15 protein-coding genes and 1 pseudogene are annotated in these 17,146 nt (G+C 70.5%); 13 read left to right on the plus strand and 3 right to left on the minus strand.

Features of this window, described 5'->3' with window-relative positions; translation table 11 throughout:
- Window positions 1-200: 200 nt before the first annotated feature.
- The 12 genes from ACZ6JT_RS06085 to ACZ6JT_RS06140 all read left to right on the plus strand — a co-directional run bounded on the left by ACZ6JT_RS06085 (window position 201) and on the right by ACZ6JT_RS06140 (window position 14,324).
- Window positions 201-1,997 carry a 3-hydroxyacyl-CoA dehydrogenase family protein gene (locus ACZ6JT_RS06085; RefSeq protein WP_469207628.1) on the plus strand — a complete coding sequence of 599 codons (1,797 nt, stop codon included), beginning with the start codon at window positions 201-203 and terminating at the stop codon, window positions 1,995-1,997.
- 163 nt (window positions 1,998-2,160) lie between these two features.
- A complete protein-coding gene (locus tag ACZ6JT_RS06090) occupies window positions 2,161-2,973 on the plus strand; it encodes a TetR family transcriptional regulator (RefSeq protein WP_469207631.1) in 813 nt (270 codons plus the stop codon).
- Window positions 2,974-3,380: 407 nt separating this feature from the next.
- The gene (gene ccrA, locus ACZ6JT_RS06095; protein ID WP_469207633.1) at window positions 3,381-4,718 is read left to right on the plus strand and encodes a crotonyl-CoA carboxylase/reductase; all 1,338 of its coding nucleotides are present in this window, start codon (window positions 3,381-3,383) and stop codon (window positions 4,716-4,718) included.
- 31 nt (window positions 4,719-4,749) lie between these two features.
- Entirely contained in the window at window positions 4,750-6,831 is a 2,082-nt protein-coding gene (locus ACZ6JT_RS06100) for a protein meaA (RefSeq protein ID WP_469207635.1), read from the plus strand.
- Window positions 6,828-7,802 carry an HpcH/HpaI aldolase/citrate lyase family protein gene (locus ACZ6JT_RS06105; protein ID WP_249768874.1) on the plus strand — a complete coding sequence of 325 codons (975 nt, stop codon included), beginning with the start codon at window positions 6,828-6,830 and terminating at the stop codon, window positions 7,800-7,802. Before ACZ6JT_RS06100 ends, ACZ6JT_RS06105 begins: the two co-directional genes overlap by 4 nt.
- A gap of 4 nt (window positions 7,803-7,806) precedes the next feature.
- Entirely contained in the window at window positions 7,807-8,319 is a 513-nt protein-coding gene (locus ACZ6JT_RS06110; protein ID WP_030715386.1) for a MaoC family dehydratase, read from the plus strand.
- Window positions 8,320-8,321: 2 nt separating this feature from the next.
- Window positions 8,322-9,527, plus strand: a complete 1,206-nt coding sequence (locus ACZ6JT_RS06115) for an acyl-CoA dehydrogenase family protein (protein ID WP_030027413.1) — start codon at window positions 8,322-8,324, stop codon at window positions 9,525-9,527.
- 186 nt (window positions 9,528-9,713) lie between these two features.
- On the plus strand, window positions 9,714-10,370 hold the full coding sequence (locus ACZ6JT_RS06120) for a phosphatidylserine decarboxylase (protein WP_030010161.1): 657 nt from the start codon (window positions 9,714-9,716) through the stop codon (window positions 10,368-10,370).
- Window positions 10,357-11,217, plus strand: a complete 861-nt coding sequence (pssA, locus tag ACZ6JT_RS06125) for a CDP-diacylglycerol--serine O-phosphatidyltransferase (protein WP_469207639.1) — start codon at window positions 10,357-10,359, stop codon at window positions 11,215-11,217. Before ACZ6JT_RS06120 ends, pssA begins: the two co-directional genes overlap by 14 nt.
- Window positions 11,218-11,730: 513 nt before the next feature.
- The gene (locus ACZ6JT_RS06130) at window positions 11,731-13,215 is read left to right on the plus strand and encodes an AlkA N-terminal domain-containing protein (protein ID WP_469207641.1); all 1,485 of its coding nucleotides are present in this window, start codon (window positions 11,731-11,733) and stop codon (window positions 13,213-13,215) included.
- 10 nt (window positions 13,216-13,225) lie between these two features.
- Window positions 13,226-13,750 carry a methylated-DNA--[protein]-cysteine S-methyltransferase gene (locus ACZ6JT_RS06135; RefSeq protein WP_469207643.1) on the plus strand — a complete coding sequence of 175 codons (525 nt, stop codon included), beginning with the start codon at window positions 13,226-13,228 and terminating at the stop codon, window positions 13,748-13,750.
- 184 nt (window positions 13,751-13,934) lie between these two features.
- On the plus strand, window positions 13,935-14,324 hold the full coding sequence (locus ACZ6JT_RS06140; RefSeq protein WP_469207645.1) for an SHOCT domain-containing protein: 390 nt from the start codon (window positions 13,935-13,937) through the stop codon (window positions 14,322-14,324).
- Between the two features lie 15 nt (window positions 14,325-14,339).
- Here ACZ6JT_RS06140 and ACZ6JT_RS06145 read toward each other — a convergent pair whose 3' ends face one another.
- From ACZ6JT_RS06145 to ACZ6JT_RS06155, 3 genes and pseudogenes are all read right to left on the minus strand, one after another.
- Window positions 14,340-14,768, minus strand: a complete 429-nt coding sequence (locus tag ACZ6JT_RS06145) for a hypothetical protein (protein ID WP_376620428.1) — start codon at window positions 14,766-14,768, stop codon at window positions 14,340-14,342.
- Between the two features lie 36 nt (window positions 14,769-14,804).
- Window positions 14,805-15,305, minus strand: coding sequence for an NUDIX domain-containing protein (locus ACZ6JT_RS06150; RefSeq protein ID WP_385816138.1), 501 nt, complete (start codon window positions 15,303-15,305; stop codon window positions 14,805-14,807).
- Window positions 15,306-15,323: 18 nt separating this feature from the next.
- Window positions 15,324-15,583: pseudogene (locus tag ACZ6JT_RS06155) on the minus strand (BCCT family transporter); the annotation flags it as partial.
- 243 nt (window positions 15,584-15,826) lie between these two features.
- On the opposite strand from ACZ6JT_RS06155, the gene ACZ6JT_RS06160 reads away from it, so the two are divergent.
- Window positions 15,827-16,975, plus strand: a complete 1,149-nt coding sequence (locus ACZ6JT_RS06160; RefSeq protein ID WP_469207648.1) for a glycerate kinase — start codon at window positions 15,827-15,829, stop codon at window positions 16,973-16,975.
- Window positions 16,976-17,146: the final 171 nt, after the last annotated feature.

The following is a 17,146-nucleotide window of genomic DNA, read 5'->3' on the forward strand; positions in this document are numbered from 1 at the left end:
CGGGGCCCATCCCTGCGGGTTCTCCCGCCGGGCTTCTTTCCCTTGGGCCCTCTCCCTCGGGGACCCTCACCGCACCGCATCCCGCACGGCATTCCGTACGGCTTCCCCCACGGGTCTCCGCGCGGCTCTCCGTACGGCACCAGCGCGCGCTGTGCGGCGCGCGCCCCTCAGTCGTCACCCTCTTCCACTGGAGTCCCTCGATGGACCGTCCGTCCAGTCAGCCCACCCTCCAGACCATCGCCGTCGTCGGCCTCGGCACGATGGGCACCGGCATCGCCGAGGTCCTCGCCCGGGCCGGCCGCGAGGTCATCGGCATCGACGTGAGCGAGAGCGCGGCCCGCCGCGCCGCCGCCTCCCTCGCCTCGGCCACCGCGCGCTCCGTCACCCGGGAGCGCCTCACCGAGCAGGAGCGGGCCGACGTGCTCGCCCGCTTCCGCACTTTCACCGACCTGGCCGCCGCCGCCGAGGCCGACCTCGTGATCGAGGTCGTGCCCGAGTCGTACGAGGTCAAGCAGCAGGTGCTCCGCGAGCTCGACGCGATCGTGCGCCCCGACACCGTCCTGGCCACGGGCACCAACGCCCTGTCGGTGACCCGGCTCGCCGCCGAGTCCCAGCGCCCCGAGCGCGTGCTGGGCCTGCACTTCTTCAACCCGGCGCCGGCGATGAAGCTGGTCGAGGTCGTCTCCTGCGTGCTCACCGCGCCGACGGCCGTGGAGGCGGTCACCGAGCTGGCGCGCGCCCTCGGCAAGGAGCCCGTCGCGGTCGGCGACCGCCCCGGCTTCGTCGCCGACGGCCTGCTCTTCGGCTACCTCAACCAGGCCGCCGCCATGTACGAGGCGAAGTACGCCTCCCGCGAGGACATCGACGCGGCGATGCGGCTCGGCTGCGGTCTGCCCATGGGCCCGCTCGCGCTGCTCGACCTGATCGGCGTGGACACCGCCCGGACCGTCCTGGAGGCCATGTACGCCTCCTCCGGCGACCGGCTGCACGCCCCGGCCCCGATCCTCGGGCAGCTCGCCGCCGCGGGCCTGACCGGGCAGAAGGCGGGCCGCGGGTTCTACACGTACGAGGCGGCCGGCAGCTCCACCGTCGTCCGCGACCTCCAGACCCCGCCGGACGGCTCCCTGCTCGGTGCGGGCCGTCCGGTCGCCTCGGTCGGCGTGGCCGGCTCCGGCACCATGGCGAGCGGCATCGCCCAGGTCTTCGCCCAGGCCGGCTACGACGTGGTGCTGGCCGCCCGCAGCCAGGAGAAGGCGGACGCGGCGAAGGCCGCCATCGGCAAGTCCTTGGGCCGTGCGGTGTCCAAGGGCCGGCTGACGCAGGAGGCCGCGGACCGGACCCTGGACCGGATCGCCCCGGCCGGTTCGCTGGACGCCTTCTCCGAGGTGGACCTGGCCGTGGAGGCCGTCGCCGAGGACCTGGCGGTCAAGCAGGAGCTGTTCGCCACCCTCGACAAGGTCTGCAAGCCGGGTGCGGTGCTCGCCACGACCACCTCCTCGCTGCCGGTGATCGCGGTGGCCCGGGTGACCTCGCGCCCGCAGGACGTCATCGGCATGCACTTCTTCAACCCGGCGCCGGCGATGAAGCTGGTCGAAGTGGTCCGGACCGTCCTGACCGCCGACGACGTGCACGCCACGGTCCGCGAGATCTGCGTGAAGGTGCGCAAGCACCCGGTGGACTGCGGGGACCGGGCCGGCTTCATCGTGAACGCACTGCTGTTCCCGTACCTCAACAACGCGATCAAGATGGTCGAGCAGCACTACGCCGGCATCGACGAGATCGACGCGGCGATGAAGCTGGGCGGCGGCTACCCGATGGGGCCCTTCGAGCTCCTCGACGTGGTCGGCCTCGACGTCTCGCTGGCCATCGAGAAGGTCCTCCACGAGGAGTTCCGCGACCCCGGCCTGGCCCCGTCCCCGCTGCTGGAGCACCTGGTGGCGGCGGGCTGCCTGGGCCGGAAGACCGGCCGCGGATTCCGTGAGTACGCCCGCCGGTAACCGGTCGGGCCACGAGCCGGATGCGTGGGGAGGGCTGCTCGGGTCCGCCGGACCCTCACGGCGGACTGACCCTCCCGAGCCCAGTGCGGGCTCTCCCCCGCATCCACCCCTCTCCCACCCCCCGCAGGCGCGCTCCCCTGCGCGAATGAAGTACTTTCGCTCTATGTCCCAGCCCGCCAAGACCTCGCCCCGCGCCGCCACGGCCTCCGACACCCCGGAGAGCCCGGCCGGCACCAAGGCGGCCGCACAGCGGCTCAAGATGCGCCGCGAGCTCGCCGCCGCGGCCATGGAGCTGTTCGCGACCAAGGGGTACGAGGCGACGACGGTCGACGAGATCGCCGCGACCGCCGGGGTGGCGCGCCGGACCTTCTTCCGGCACTTCCGGTCCAAGGAAGAGGCGATCTTCCCGGACCACGACGACACCCTGACCCGCGCCGAGGCCGTCCTGGACGTGGCGCCGGCGCACGAGCACCCGCTCGACACGGTGTGCCGCGGGATCAAGGAAGTCATGAAGATGTACGCCGCCTCGCCCGCGGTGTCGGTGGAGCGCTACCGGCTGACCCGGGAGGTGCCGGCGCTGCGGGAGCGGGAGATCGCCTCGGTGGCCCGGTACGAGCGGCTGTTCACGCGCTACCTGCTGGCCCATTTCGACGAGACCGACCACCACGACGGCAACGACGACCCGCTGCTGGCCGAGGTGGCCGCCTCCGCGGTGGTGACCGCCCACAACCACGTGCTGCGGCGCTGGCTGCGGGCGGGCGGCCAGGGGGACGTGGAGGCGCAGCTGGACCACGCCTTCTCGATCGTCCGGAAGACCTTCGGGACGGGGATCGGCGCGGGCCGCACCCTGAGCACCGCGCCGGCCGCGCCCGCGGCGGTGCGCACGGAGGGCGAGGTGCTGGTCGCGGTGGCCCGCACGGACGCCCCGCTGGACGAGGTCATGCGGACCATCGAAGAGGCCCTGCGCACCAAGTAGCGACACCCGTGGCGACGCTCGTCACAGCGGCCGCCCCCGTTTCGGGGGCGGCCGCTTTTTTGTGTCCGGAGTATGTCCGGCTTGCCCCTACTCGCCGGTAACTCTGATCGATCATCGCTCATCGGTGCAGGTCAATCGGCAAATGAGAGAAAGTTTTGGCACGCGGTGCCTTGCTAGGTGACACGGGGTGCCATACGTTGAATCTCGTCCGGATGTCCCCGCGACCCGCGCCCACACCGCGCGGAACGCGCCCCGGATGCCTGCGTCACCAGGCCCCGCACGCCCCCCACCACGGGGACGTCGCCCAGCACCACCGCACCAGCCGGACCGACGGCACACACCACACGCTCCACGCACCCCGATTACCTCAAGCGCACCCTCATCAGCGCTACGCCGGAGGCTCTACCGTGAAGGACATCCTGGACGCGATTCAGTCGCAGTCCGCCACCGCCGCAGACTTCGCAGCCCTGCCGCTGCCCGACTCGTACCGTGCGATCACCGTGCACAAGGACGAGGCGGAGATGTTCGCCGGGCTGACGACGCGCGAGAAGGACCCGCGCAAGTCCATCCACCTGGACAACGTCCCCGTGCCGGAACTGGGCCCGGGCGAGGCCCTCGTGGCCGTCATGGCCTCGTCGGTCAACTACAACTCCGTGTGGACCTCGATCTTCGAGCCGGTCTCCACCTTCAGCTTCCTGGAGCGCTACGGGCGCCTTTCGGAGCTCACCAAGCGCCACGACCTGCCCTACCACGTCATCGGCTCCGACCTCGCGGGCGTCGTGCTGCGCACCGGCCCCGGCGTCAACGCCTGGAAGCCCGGCGACGAGGTCGTCGCGCACTGCCTGTCGGTCGAGCTGGAGTCCTCCGACGGTCACAACGACACGATGCTCGACCCCGAGCAGCGGATCTGGGGCTTCGAGACGAACTTCGGCGGCCTGGCGGAGATCGCCCTGGTCAAGTCGAACCAGCTGATGCCCAAGCCGGACCACCTCAGCTGGGAGGAGGCCGCCTCCCCCGGCCTGGTCAACTCCACCGCCTACCGCCAGCTGGTCTCCCGCAACGGCGCCGGCATGAAGCAGGGCGACAACGTCCTGATCTGGGGCGCCAGCGGCGGCCTCGGCTCCTACGCCACCCAGTTCGCCCTCGCCGGCGGCGCCAACCCGATCTGCGTGGTCTCCTCCCCCGAGAAGGCCGACATCTGCCGGGCCATGGGCGCCACCGCGGTCATCGACCGCAACGCCGAGGGCTACAAGTTCTGGAAGGACGAGCAGACCCAGGACCCCAAGGAGTGGAAGCGCTTCGGCAAGCGCATCCGCGAGCTGACCGGCGGCGAGGACATCGACATCGTCTTCGAGCACCCCGGCCGGGAGACCTTCGGCGCGAGCGTCTACGTCACGCGCAAGGGCGGCACGATCACCACCTGCGCCTCCACCTCCGGCTACATGCACGAGTACGACAACCGCTACCTGTGGATGTCGCTCAAGCGGATCATCGGCTCGCACTTCGCCAACTACCGCGAGGCGTGGGAGGCCAACCGCCTGATCGCCAAGGGCAAGATCCACCCCACCCTGTCGAAGGTCTACTCCCTGGAGGACACCGGGCAGGCCGCCTACGACGTCCACCGCAACCTCCACCAGGGCAAGGTCGGCGTCCTCGCACTCGCCCCCGAGGAGGGCCTGGGCGTGCGCGACCACGAGATGCGCGCCAAGCACCTCGACGCGATCAACCGCTTCCGCAACGTCTGAGTCGGCTCAAAGGCCATAAGGATCGCCTGAGATGACAGAGCGCCAGAAGGACCGTCCGTGGCTCATGCGGACGTACGCCGGCCACTCCACGGCCGAGGCGTCCAACGAGCTGTACCGCCGCAACCTCGCCAAGGGCCAGACGGGTCTGTCGGTCGCCTTCGACCTGCCGACCCAGACCGGCTACGACCCCGACCACATCCTCGCCCGCGGCGAGGTCGGCCGGGTCGGGGTCCCGGTCTCCCATCTGGGCGACATGCGACGGCTGTTCCAGGACATCCCCCTGGAGCAGATGAACACCTCGATGACGATCAACGCCACCGCCATGTGGCTGCTGGCGCTCTACCAGGTGGCCGCCGAGGAGCAGGGAGCGGACGTCTCCCAGCTCCAGGGCACCACGCAGAACGACATCGTCAAGGAGTACCTCTCGCGCGGGACGCACGTCTTCCCGCCGGGACCGTCCCTCCGCCTGACGACGGACATGATCGCGTACACGGTCAACCACATCCCCAAGTGGAACCCGATCAACATCTGCTCGTACCACCTCCAGGAGGCCGGGGCCACCCCGGTCCAGGAGATCTCGTACGCCATGTCCACGGCGATCGCGGTCCTCGACTCGGTGCGCGACTCGGGCCAGGTGCCCGAAGAGCGCTTCGGCGAGGTCGTCGCCCGCATCTCCTTCTTCGTGAACGCGGGCGTCCGCTTCATCGAGGAAATGTGCAAGATGCGCGCCTTCGGCCGCATCTGGGACAAGATCACCCGTGAGCGCTACGGCATCGAGAACGCCAAGCAGCGCCGCTTCCGGTACGGCGTCCAGGTCAACTCGCTCGGTCTGACCGAGGCGCAGCCGGAGAACAACGTCCAGCGCATCGTGCTGGAGATGCTCGCGGTCACCCTCTCCAAGGACGCCCGGGCCCGCGCGGTGCAGCTGCCCGCCTGGAACGAGGCGCTGGGCCTGCCCCGGCCCTGGGACCAGCAGTGGTCGCTGCGCATCCAGCAGGTCCTCGCCCACGAGAGCGACCTGCTGGAGTATGAGGACATCTTCGCCGGATCCCACGTCATCGAGGCCAAAGTCGACTCCCTGGTCGCCGACTGCCTGGCCGAGATCGACCGGATCCAGGAGATGGGCGGCGCCATGGCCGCCGTCGAGTCCGGATACCTCAAGGGCGAGCTGGTCTCCTCGCACGCCGAGCGGCGGGCGCGGATCGAGGCCGGCGAGGACAAGATCGTCGGCGTCAACTGCTTCCAGCAGACCGAGGAGAACCCGCTCACGGCCGACCTGGACGGCGCCATCATGACGGTCGACCCGGCAACGGAGGCGCTCACCGTCGAGCGCATCGTCCGCTGGCGGGCTGAGCGTCAGGAGTCCTCGGACCGGCAGGGGAACGGCGATCCCTACGTCTTCCCCACCACCCAGCAGGCCCTGGAGCGCCTCAAGGAGGCCGCGGCCGGCACCGAGAACCTGATGGAGGCCACCCTGGAGTGCGCCCGGGCCGGTGTCACCACGGGCGAGTGGGCGGGCGCGCTGCGCGAGGTGTTCGGCGAGTTCCGCGCCCCGACCGGGGTCTCCTCGGCCCCCGTCGCGGTCACCGCCGAGCCCGGCACGCCGATGCACGAGGTCCGCGCGAAGGTGGCCCGTACCGCCGACGAGCTCGGCTCGGGCCGGCTGCGCCTGCTGGTCGGCAAGCCGGGCCTGGACGGGCACTCCAACGGCGCCGAGCAGATCGCCGTCCGGGCCCGCGACGCGGGCTTCGAGGTGGTCTACCAGGGCATCAGGCTGACCCCGGAGGAGATCTCCTCCGCGGCGCTGGCCGAGGACGTGCACTGCGTGGGACTGTCCATCCTGTCCGGCTCGCACAGCGCCCTCGTCCCGGACGTCCTGGAGCGGCTCCGTCTGGCGGGGGCGGGTGACATCCCCGTCATCGTCGGCGGCATCATTCCGAACGCGGACGCCGTGGCGCTGAAGGCGGCCGGCGTCGCCGCCGTCTTCACCCCGAAGGACTTCGGCATCACGGAGATCATCGGACGTATCGTCGACGAGATCCGCAAGGCCAACAAGCTCGCCCCCCTCGACATGAACAACGAATTCGTTGCAAGCACGGAGGTCCCCGCATGACCACGCCCGTCCACCCGGTGAACCGCCTTCGCCCGCGTCGCTCCTGCCTCGCGGTACCCGGCTCGAACCCGCGGTTCCTGGAGAAGGCCCAGGGCCTGCCGGCCGACCAGGTCTTCCTGGACCTGGAGGACGCCTGCGCGCCGCTCGCCAAGGAAGGCGCCCGCCACACGATCGTGGACGCGCTGAACAACGGCGACTGGACGGGCAAGACCCGGGTCGTGCGCGTCAACGACTGGACCACGCACTGGACGTACCGCGACGTCATCACGGTGGTCGAGGGCGCCGGCCAGAACCTCGACTGCATCATGCTGCCGAAGGTGCAGGACGCCCAGCAGGTCGTGGCCCTGGACCTGCTGCTGACGCAGATCGAGAAGACCATGGGCTTCGAGGTCGGCAAGATCGGCATCGAGGCGCAGATCGAGAACGCCAAGGGTCTGGTGAACGTCGACGAGATCGCCGCCGCCTCGCCCCGGCTGGAGACCATCATCTTCGGCCCGGCCGACTTCATGGCCTCCATCAACATGAAGTCGCTGGTCGTGGGCATGCAGCCGCCCGGCTACGGCGCGGACGCCTACCACTACATCCTGATGCGGATCCTGATGGCGGCCCGCATGCACAACCTGCAGGCGATCGACGGCCCCTTCCTCCAGATCCGTGACGTGGACGCCTACCGCGAGGTGGCCGGCCGGGCGGCGGCGCTGGGCTTCGACGGCAAGTGGGTGCTCCACCCCGGCCAGGTCGACGCGGCCAACGAGGTCTTCTCCCCCTCGCAGGAGGACTACGACCACGCCGAGCTGATCCTCGACGCGTACGACTGGTGCACCTCGGAGGCCGGCGGCAAGAAGGGCTCCGCGATGCTCGGCGACGAGATGATCGACGAGGCCAGCCGCAAGATGGCCCTGGTCATCGCGGGCAAGGGCCGCGCCGCGGGCATGCAGCGCACCAGCAAGTTCGAGATCCCGGAGGCGTAGGGCCATGCAGTTCGGACGCACGTACGAAGAGTTCGAGGTCGGGGCGGTCTACAAGCACTGGCCCGGAAAGACCGTCACCGAGTACGACGACCACCTCTTCTGTCTGCTGACCATGAACCACCACCCGCTCCACATGGACAGCAATTACGCCGAGAACACGACCGACTTCGGCAAGAACGTGGTCGTGGGCAACTACATCTACTCGCTGCTGCTCGGCATGTCCGTGCCGGACGTCTCCGGGAAGGCCATCGCCAACCTGGAGATCGAGTCGCTGCGGCACGTGGCGCCGACCTTCCACGGCGACACGATCTACGGCGAGACCACGGTCCTCGACAAGACGCCTTCGAAGTCGAAGAACGACCGCGGCATCGTCTACGTGGAGACCAAGGGCTACAAGCAGGACGGCACCCTCGTCTGCGTCTTCCGGCGCAAGGTGATGGTCCCGACCGAGACGTACATCAAGGAGCGCGGCGGCGAGCAGCCCGGCCGCCCCCAGCTGAAGACCCAGGAGAAGTAGCCATGGCCCGACTCGCCCAGACCGCCGGGCTCACGGACGTCCAGCGGGAGATCCTGAAGACCGTCCGGGAGTTCGTCGACAAGGAGATCATCCCGGTCGCGACCGAGCTTGAGCACCGCGACGAGTACCCGCAGCAGATCGTCGACGGTCTGAAGGAGCTCGGCCTCTTCGGGCTGATGATCCCGGAGGAGTACGGCGGCCTGGGTGAGTCCCTTCTCACGTACGCCCTGTGCGTCGAGGAGATCGCGCGGGGCTGGATGTCCGTCTCGGGCATCATCAATACCCACTTCATCGTGGCGTACATGCTCAAGCAGCACGGCACCCAGGAGCAGAAGGACCACTTCCTTCCCCGGATGGCGCTGGGCGAGGTGCGCGGCGCGTTCTCGATGTCCGAGCCGGCGCTCGGCTCCGATGTGTCGGCCATCTCGTCGAAGGCGGTGAAGGACGGCGACGAGTACGTCCTGAACGGCCAGAAGATGTGGCTGACGAACGGCGGCAGCTCCACCCTGGTGGCCGTTCTCGTCCGGAGTGACGAAGGCCACCCCGAGGGCACGGCGCCCCACAAGTCGATGACGACCTTCCTCGTCGAGAAGGAGCCCGGCTTCGGTGAGGTCCGTCCCGGTCTGACCATCCCGGGCAAGATCGACAAGATGGGCTACAAGGGCGTCGACACGACCGAGCTCATCATGGACGGACTGCGCATTCCGGCCAATCGGGTCCTCGGAGGCCAGACGGGCCGAGGGTTTTACCAAATGATGGACGGGGTCGAGGTCGGCCGCGTGAACGTGGCGGCGCGTGGCTGTGGCGTCGCTCAGCGTGCTTTCGAACTGGGTGTCTCTTATGCCCAGCAACGTCACACTTTCGGCAAGGCGATCGCCGAACACCAGGCCATTCAGTTCAAGCTGGCCGAGATGGCTACCAAGGTCGAAGCCGCCCATGCGATGATGGTGAATGCAGCGCGCAAAAAGGACTCCGGGGAACGAAACGACCTCGAAGCAGGGATGGCGAAGTACCTCGCCTCCGAGTACTGCAAGGAGGTGGTCGAGGACGCCTTCCGCATTCACGGCGGATACGGGTTCTCGAAGGAGTACGAGATCGAGCGTCTCTACCGGGAAGCTCCGATGCTGCTGATCGGTGAAGGTACCGCCGAGATCCAGAAAATGATCATCGGGCGACGCCTGCTCGAGGAGTACCGACTCCAGGGCTGAAAGTCCCTTTTGCGGCGAATCATCCATGGGTTCGTCGCGAAAGGATCACTATCAGTCACTGGCCGACGGCCATCGACTCGGCTTCTGGCTTGCCCAGTTGTTGCGTGCAACCGATAGCATTCCAGTAAAGCCGCCGTCCCGTCCCCCTGTTTGCGGCGCGGCAATCACCCGCTACGAAGGTCATCCATGCCCCACAGCCAAACCTCTGCACCTCGCGACAGCCTCCTTGGCGTACGCCTCGCGCGCGGAGCATCGCCGTGGCTTCTGCCGACCGTCGCCACCGCGGCGCTCAGCCTCACCCGGGCCCGCAAGTCCGGACGCTGGGCCGCGGCGGCCGTGCCCGCAACCGCGCTCGCCGCGGGCATGCTGTGGTTCTTCCGCGACCCCGAGCGTGAGATCGCTCAGGGCCGTGTCATCTCCCCCGCCGACGGTGTGGTGCAGAGCATCATGCCGTGGAAGGACGGACGGACCCGGGTCGCGATCTTCATGAGCCCGCTGAACGTCCACGTCAACCGCGCGCCCCTCGCGGGCACGGTGACGTCCGTGGAGCACATCCCCGGCGGATTCGTCCCGGCGTTCAACAAGGAGAGCGAGAACAACGAGCGCGTTGTCTGGCACTTCGACACCGAGCTCGGCGACATCGAGATGGTGCAGATCGCCGGCGCCGTCGCCCGTCGCATCGTCCCGTACCTGCCGGCCGGCACCAAGGTGGAGCAGGGCGAACGCATCGGTCTGATCCGCTTCGGGTCCCGCGTCGACATCTACCTCCCCGAGGGAGTCGAGGTCGCGGTCGAGGTCGGTCAGGCCACCACCGCGGGGGTGACACGAATTGACCGTGACTGACCCTGAGACTCCGGCCGCCGGCTGGGTGCCCGAGCCTGCCGAGGTGGAGTCCGCAGAGGACGACATGCCGCTCTCGCTGCGGCTGTCGATAGCGGACACCCTCACGCTCGGCAACGCGACGTGCGGATTCATGGCGGTGTACTTCACCACCACCGGGATCCTCATCCCGCACCTCACCGGCAGTGGCGAGTCGGGCATGGCCCGCAACAGCGCCGCGACGGCAGTGATACTGATGCTGCTCGCCGCGGTCTTCGACCTCTTCGACGGCATCGTGGCCCGCAAGCTGCGCAGCTCGCCGATGGGTGCCGAGCTGGACAACCTGTCCGACCTGATCAGCTTCGGCCTGGCTCCGGCCTACTTCGTGCTCGTCTACGGCATGGTCGCCGTGGACGCGCACCAGAAGATGTCGGCGCTGGCCGCGATCGTGGTGCTGCTCGCCGTGGTGCTGCGACTCGCGAGATTCAGCTGCGTGACGATGAAGGACGGCATGTTCCAGGGCATGCCGAGCCCCTTCGGCGCGCTGACGGTCGTCTCGATCGTGCTGCTGGAGCTGCCGTTCGTGCCGACCCTGCTGGCGATCATCGGGGTGGCCTGGCTGATGGTGAGCCGGGTCGAGTACCCGAAGCCGCGGGGCGTTCTCGCCGTGGCGATGCTGTGCTGGATCATCAGCGCGATGGGGCTGCTGGCGGCCTGGGCGTTCGACGCCCCGGGCGGTCAGCTGCTGCTCCAGACCGGCTGCGCCCTGCAGATCGCGATGGCGGCGACGATTCCGCTGTTCGCGACGACCCGCCGGGCGAACACGTTCCGCCACAACAGGCGCGAGGCCCGAGCGGCTACGCTGCGCTGAGCTCAGCTGTATGAGGGCCCCCGGATGCCTTGGGCATCCGGGGGCCCTCTTCTGTGCTGTGCGGGGTCTCCCTGGTCCGGGGTCGGCGGCGGGGCGGGGAGTGTCCGGGGTAGGCATGATTTATGGCCCCCGAGCCACATTGCACAGCGCGGGGCGAATCGGGCCACAAATCACGTTTTACACCCCGGACACTCCCCGCCCCACCGCCGACCCCTCCCGCCGTCCCGCCACCGGTACACGTGCCTGAGGGCGGGGGTGCCGCGGGGCCGGGTGTGGTGGTGGGGCGGGGGTCGTCCGGGGTGTAAAACGTGATTTGTTGGCCCTCTGTCCCGGGACGCTTTCCGACTCCCCGTGGGGCCATAAATCATGCCTACCCCGGGCGACCCCCGCCCCGCCGCCGCACCCGGTCCCGCGGCGCCCCCGCCCGGCCCCCCGTCGAGCCCCCGGCCCCGGCGTAGGCTTGATGTCGGAAAACCGCCAGCCGCAGGCGACTCCGCCCCCGATCCTGGAGCCATGCACACCGATACCGAGCGCTGCGTGAGGGCCGTGCAGTCGAAGGACGCCCGCTTCGACGGCTGGTTCTTCACCGCCGTGCTGACCACCCGGATCTACTGCCGGCCCAGCTGCCCCGCCGTGCCGCCGAAGGTCGAGAACATGACCTTCCTGCCCAGCGCCGCCGCCTGTCAGCAGGCGGGGTTCCGGGCCTGCAAGCGGTGCCGGCCCGACACCAGCCCCGGCTCGCCTGAGTGGAACGCACGGGCCGACGCCGTCGCACGCGCGATGCGCCTGATCCAGGACGGAGTCGTCGACCGGGAGGGCGTACCGGGCCTCGCGACGAGGCTCGGGTACTCCACCCGTCAGGTGGAGCGGCAGCTCAACGCCGAGCTCGGGGCCGGCCCGCTCGCCCTCGCGAGGGCCCAGCGCGCGCAGACCGCCCGGCTGCTCATCGAGACCTCCGAGCTGCCCATGGGCGACGTGGCCTTCGCGGCCGGCTTCTCCTCCATCCGTACCTTCAACGACACCGTCCGCGAGGTCTTCGCCCTGTCCCCGAGCGACCTGCGGGAACGGGCCGTGAAGGCCGGCCGCCACAAGAACGACCCGCCCCGGATCCCGGGGACGATCAGCCTGCGGCTGCCGTTCCGGGCCCCCCTGACCCCCGACAACCTCTTCGGCCACCTCGCCGCGACCGCCGTCCCCGGCGTCGAGGAGTGGCGTGACGGCGCCTACCGCCGCACCCTGCGCCTCCCCCACGGCACCGGGATCGTCGCCCTGGCCCCGCGGCCCGACCACATCGCCTGCCGCCTCGCCCTGACCGACCTGCGCGACCTCACGATCGCCATCAGCCGCTGCCGGTGGATGCTCGACCTGGACGCCGACCCGGAGGCGGTCGACGAGCAGCTGCGCTCCGACCCGCTGCTGGCCCCGCTCGTGGACAAGGCCCCCGGACGCCGGGTCCCCCGTACGGTCGACGCTCAGGAGTTCGCCGTACGGGCGGTCCTGGGTCAGCAGGTCTCCACCGCGGCGGCGCGCACGCACGCGGCGCGGCTGGTGACCGCGTACGGCGAGCGCGTCGAGGACCCCTTGGGCGGGCTGACGCACCTCTTCCCCTCCCCGCAGGCGCTCGCCGCCCTGGACCCGGAGGCCCTGGCCCTGCCGCGCAGCCGCCGTACGACGCTGACCACCCTGGTCTCGGCGCTCGCGGACGGTTCGCTGCCCCTCGGCTTCGACAGCGACTGGGAGGCGGCGCGGGCGCAGCTTTCGGCGCTGCCCGGCTTCGGCCCGTGGACCACCGAGATCATCGCGATGCGGGCGCTCGGCGACCCGGACGCGTTCCTGCCGTCCGATCTGGGGGTGCGGCGGGCGGCGGGCGGCCTCGGGCTGCCGGCCGGTCCGGCCGCGCTGACCGCCCGCGCGGCCGCCTGGCGGCCCTGGCGCGCGTACGCCGTGCAGTATCTGTGGGCCACCGACGCCCACCCGATCAACCACCTGCCCGTCTGAGGAGCACACCATGCGAGACACCGTGATCAGCGCCAAGCGGCACGCCGTCGTCGACAGCCCCTACGGCCCGCTCACCCTGGTCGCCACGGACGGCGTCCTCAGCGGCCTCTACATGACGGACCAGCGCCACCGGCCGGCCGAGGAGTCCTTCGGGGAGCGGGTCGCCGCGTCCGAGGAGCCCTTCCCCGAAGTGGTGCGCCAGCTGGCCGCGTACTTCGCCGGGGAGCTCACGGAGTTCGACCTGCCGCTGCGTCTGGAGGGCACCGATTTCCAGCGCAGCGTCTGGGAGCAGCTCGTGCGCATCCCGTACGGCGAGACCTGGTCGTACGGGGAGCTCGCGGCCAGGCTGGGCAAGCCGAACGCGTCGCGCGCGGTGGGTCTGGCCAACGGCAAGAACCCGGTCGGCATCATCGTGCCGTGCCACCGGGTGATCGGCGCCTCGGGCGGCATGACGGGCTACGGCGGCGGCCTCGACCGGAAGGTGCGGCTGCTGGCCTTCGAGGCCGGTGAGCCGCTCCAGGACCGGCTGCTCTAGTCCGCGCTGCAACGTCGCGTCGCGGGGGCGCCGTTCGCCCAGGACTGCGCGGAGCCCATCTCCGTGGGGCGCGAGCCGGCCTGAGGTGGGTCACCACCCGGCGCACCCCGACGGTCGCGCTCCGCATGCGCACGCGTCGGGGCGGGCGTATGAAGGAGGGACCGCTACAAGATCGGAGCCGGGCATGGACGACTACCCGCTTCTCAACATCTTCTGGACGATGTTGTGGCTGTTCCTGTGGATCATGTGGTTCTTCCTGCTCTTCAAGGTCATCACGGACCTGTTCCGTGACCACAGCCTCAACGGCTGGGCGAAGGCGGGATGGCTCATCTTCGTGCTGCTGCTGCCGTTCCTCGGTGTGTTCGTCTACCTCATCGCGCGCGGGAGGAGCATGGGCGAGCGGGATGTGAAGCAGGCCCAGGAGAACGAGGCGGCCTTCCGGCAGTACGTGCAGCAGGCGGCGGGCCCCGGCGGCGGTTCGGCGGACGAGCTGCACAAGCTGTCCGCCCTGAAGGACAAGGGCGACATCACCCAGGAGGAGTTCGACCGCGCGAAGGCCAAGCTCCTGGCCTGACCCGCCCCTGCGGGCTCAGACGACGAGGAGCGGGACGAGCAGCGCGAAGGCCGCGCCCGCTTCCACGGCGTAGCCGTAGAGCGAGGGGTGCTGGACGGGGGCGGCGAGCAGGACGACGCTCTGCTGAGCGGCGGCCGCCGCCACCCATTCGGCGTCGGCGCCCAGGTTGCCCTCGTACCAGCCCTCGCAGGAGCCGGGACCGCTGACGGCGAGCAGGTCGTCCTCGCGGCGGTACAGGGCCCGCCATTCGGCTGCGGGCACGGACCAGCCGTCGAAGTCGGTGAACCGGGACCAGCCGCCCTCGCGGATGGCGGTGTCGAACATCCAGACCGGCATCCCGTCGGGGGTCACCTCGCCTGCGGACTGCTGGTCGGTCGTGAAGTGGACCATGGGAAGGGCGTCGGGCCCGTCGGCGGTGCTGGGCCAGGCGTACATCGTGATCATCAGCTGATTCTGTCCTGCTCGAAGTAGGCCTCGTGGTCACGAAGCGCCCGGGCGGCGGCCGTTCTCCAGTTCCACGGTGCCCTCGCCCGACAGCAGGACCCGGCAGGCCTCCTCGGTGCGCCGGCCGAGCGATCCGGGGAGGTAGGCGGTGAGTTCGGCGGGGTCGACGAGCCGCCAGGAGATCAGCTCCTCCTCCTGGAGCCTGATCGAGGCGAGCTGTCCGGCGTCGAGGACGCCGCCGTCGTAGACGTACGCGACCAGCGGGGGGCGGCCCTCGCCGAGGGACCAGTCGACCGCGAGCAGCCGGCCGAGCGGGAGGTCGAGGCCGATCTCCTCGGCGCTCTCGCGGCGGGCGGCGGTACGCGGCGACTCGCCCTGGTCCGACTCGATCGTGCCGCCCGGCAGGGTCCATCCCTCACGGTAGTTGGGCTCGACGAGCAGGACCCTGCCCTCGGCGTCCCGGTAGAGGGCGGCCGCGCCGGCCAGCACCTTGGGCAGGCTCGCGATGTACGTGGCGAAGTCATCCGTGGTGGTCACTCCGCCACCCTACCGAGATCACGCACCGGGGCCGTCGGGTCCGTCCCCGCGACCCGGGCCCTTGGACCCGGCGACGCGCCGCAGCCGCGGGTGACGGTCGGGCCCTGCTCGGTGAGGGCGTCGCCGACCATGGCCCGGACGGCGTCCCGCATCCCGTGCAGGGCGTGGTGGCGGGCGGGTCCGGCGCCGGGGTCCTCGCGGAGTTCCTTCACCAGGGCCCAGCAGAGCAGCAGCATGACGATGACGAAGGGCAGCGCGACCAGGATGGTGGCCGTCTGCGGGACTTCAGGCGGAGTGGTCGGGCGCGCCGTCCGCGGGACCGTCGGATCCCCCTCCCGTGGTGTCCGGACGTGCCTGTTCCAGTGATTCCGCGCTCATGCGGCCACACTATGCAGGCGTATATCCCTATTTAGGGGCATGCCGCGCCGCGTGTGGCCCAGGCCACTCATGGGCATAGGAGGATCCTCCGGATAAGCTCATGGCGGCGCGACTGCACTGTTCGATAGCAAGGGAATAGCAAGGTGACGGACGGAGCAGTAACTGAGGCCGCGCGCGTGCTCATCGCCGCGGACAAATTCAAGGGCTCGCTCACGGCCGTTCAGGTCGCGGAGCGGGTGACGGCCGGGCTCCGCTCGGCGGTACCGGGCGTGGAGATCGAGACCCTCCCCGTCGCGGACGGCGGCGACGGTACGGTCGCGGCCGCCGTGGCGGCCGGTTTCGAGCGTCGGGAGGTACGGGTCACCGGACCCCTCGGCGACCAGGTCACGGCCGCTTTCGCGCTGCGCGAGGGCACCGCGGTGGTCGAGATGGCGGAGGCCTCGGGGCTGCAGCTGCTGCCGGCGGGCACCTTCGCCCCGCTGACGGCGACCACGTACGGCTCGGGCGAGCTGCTGAAGGCCGCGCTGGACGCGGGCGCGCGCTCGATCGTCTTCGGTGTGGGCGGCAGCGCCACCACCGACGGCGGCGCCGGCATGCTGGCCGCGCTGGGCGCGGTGTTCCTGGACGCGAACGGCGAACCGGTCGGTCCGGGCGGCGGCGCGCTGGCCGACCTGGCCTCGGCCGACCTGTCCGGTGTGGACCCGCGCTTCGCGGAGGTGGAGTTCGTCCTCGCGAGCGACGTGGACAACCCGCTGACCGGCCCGAAGGGCGCCCCGGCGGTCTACGGCCCGCAGAAGGGCGCCTCGCCCGAGGACGTGGCGACGCTCGACGCGGCGCTGGCGCACTTCGCGGTGGTGCTGGAGAAGTCGATCGGCGCGAAGGCCGCGGAGTGCGCGGTGCTCCCGGGTGCGGGCGGCGCCGGCGGCATCGGCTACGGCGCCCTGCTGCTCGGTGCCACGTTCCGTCCCGGCATCGAGCTGATGCTGGAGGTGCTGGGCTTCGCGCCGGCCCTGGAGCGGGCCACGCTGGTCATCACGGGTGAGGGCTCGCTGGACGAGCAGACCCTGCACGGCAAGGCACCGGCGGGCGTCGCGGCCGCGGCTCGCGCGGCGGGCAAGCCCGTGGTGGCGGTGTGCGGCCGACTGCTGCTGGGCCAGGAGGCCCTGGAGGCCGCCGGCATCCGCAAGGCGTACCCGCTCACGGACCTGGAGCCCGATCCGGCGAAGTCCATCCCGAACGCGGGTCCCCTGCTGGAGCAGGTCGCCGCCAACATCGCCGCCGACGTCCTCTGACACGCCCCGGCACGGCCCCCGAGGCCCGGACCCCCGCCCCGGGGTCCGGGCCTCGGCCGTCCCGGAGCCGGGTGTGGCGGCCCGGAGGACGCCGGGAGAACCCCGGGGGCGGCCGAGCGCCCCTCTCGCGGGCCCCGGTAGCCGCCCCCAAACACCCGGACAGTGTTAGAA

The sequence above is a fragment of the Streptomyces sp. NPDC046308 genome (genome assembly GCF_055588065.1).

Coding starts and splice junctions, on each gene's coding strand:
- ACZ6JT_RS06085 (WP_469207628.1), top strand. CDS start 201: ATGGACCGTCCGTCCAGTCAGCCCACCCTCCAGACCATCGCCGTCGTC.
- ACZ6JT_RS06090 (WP_469207631.1), top strand. CDS start 2,161: ATGTCCCAGCCCGCCAAGACCTCGCCCCGCGCCGCCACGGCCTCCGAC.
- ACZ6JT_RS06100 (WP_469207635.1), top strand. CDS start 4,750: ATGACAGAGCGCCAGAAGGACCGTCCGTGGCTCATGCGGACGTACGCC.
- ACZ6JT_RS06105 (WP_249768874.1), top strand. CDS start 6,828: ATGACCACGCCCGTCCACCCGGTGAACCGCCTTCGCCCGCGTCGCTCC.
- ACZ6JT_RS06110 (WP_030715386.1), top strand. CDS start 7,807: ATGCAGTTCGGACGCACGTACGAAGAGTTCGAGGTCGGGGCGGTCTAC.
- ACZ6JT_RS06115 (WP_030027413.1), top strand. CDS start 8,322: ATGGCCCGACTCGCCCAGACCGCCGGGCTCACGGACGTCCAGCGGGAG.
- ACZ6JT_RS06120 (WP_030010161.1), top strand. CDS start 9,714: ATGCCCCACAGCCAAACCTCTGCACCTCGCGACAGCCTCCTTGGCGTA.
- ACZ6JT_RS06130 (WP_469207641.1), top strand. CDS start 11,731: ATGCACACCGATACCGAGCGCTGCGTGAGGGCCGTGCAGTCGAAGGAC.
- ACZ6JT_RS06135 (WP_469207643.1), top strand. CDS start 13,226: ATGCGAGACACCGTGATCAGCGCCAAGCGGCACGCCGTCGTCGACAGC.
- ACZ6JT_RS06140 (WP_469207645.1), top strand. CDS start 13,935: ATGGACGACTACCCGCTTCTCAACATCTTCTGGACGATGTTGTGGCTG.
- ACZ6JT_RS06145 (WP_376620428.1), bottom strand. CDS start 14,768: ATGATCACGATGTACGCCTGGCCCAGCACCGCCGACGGGCCCGACGCC.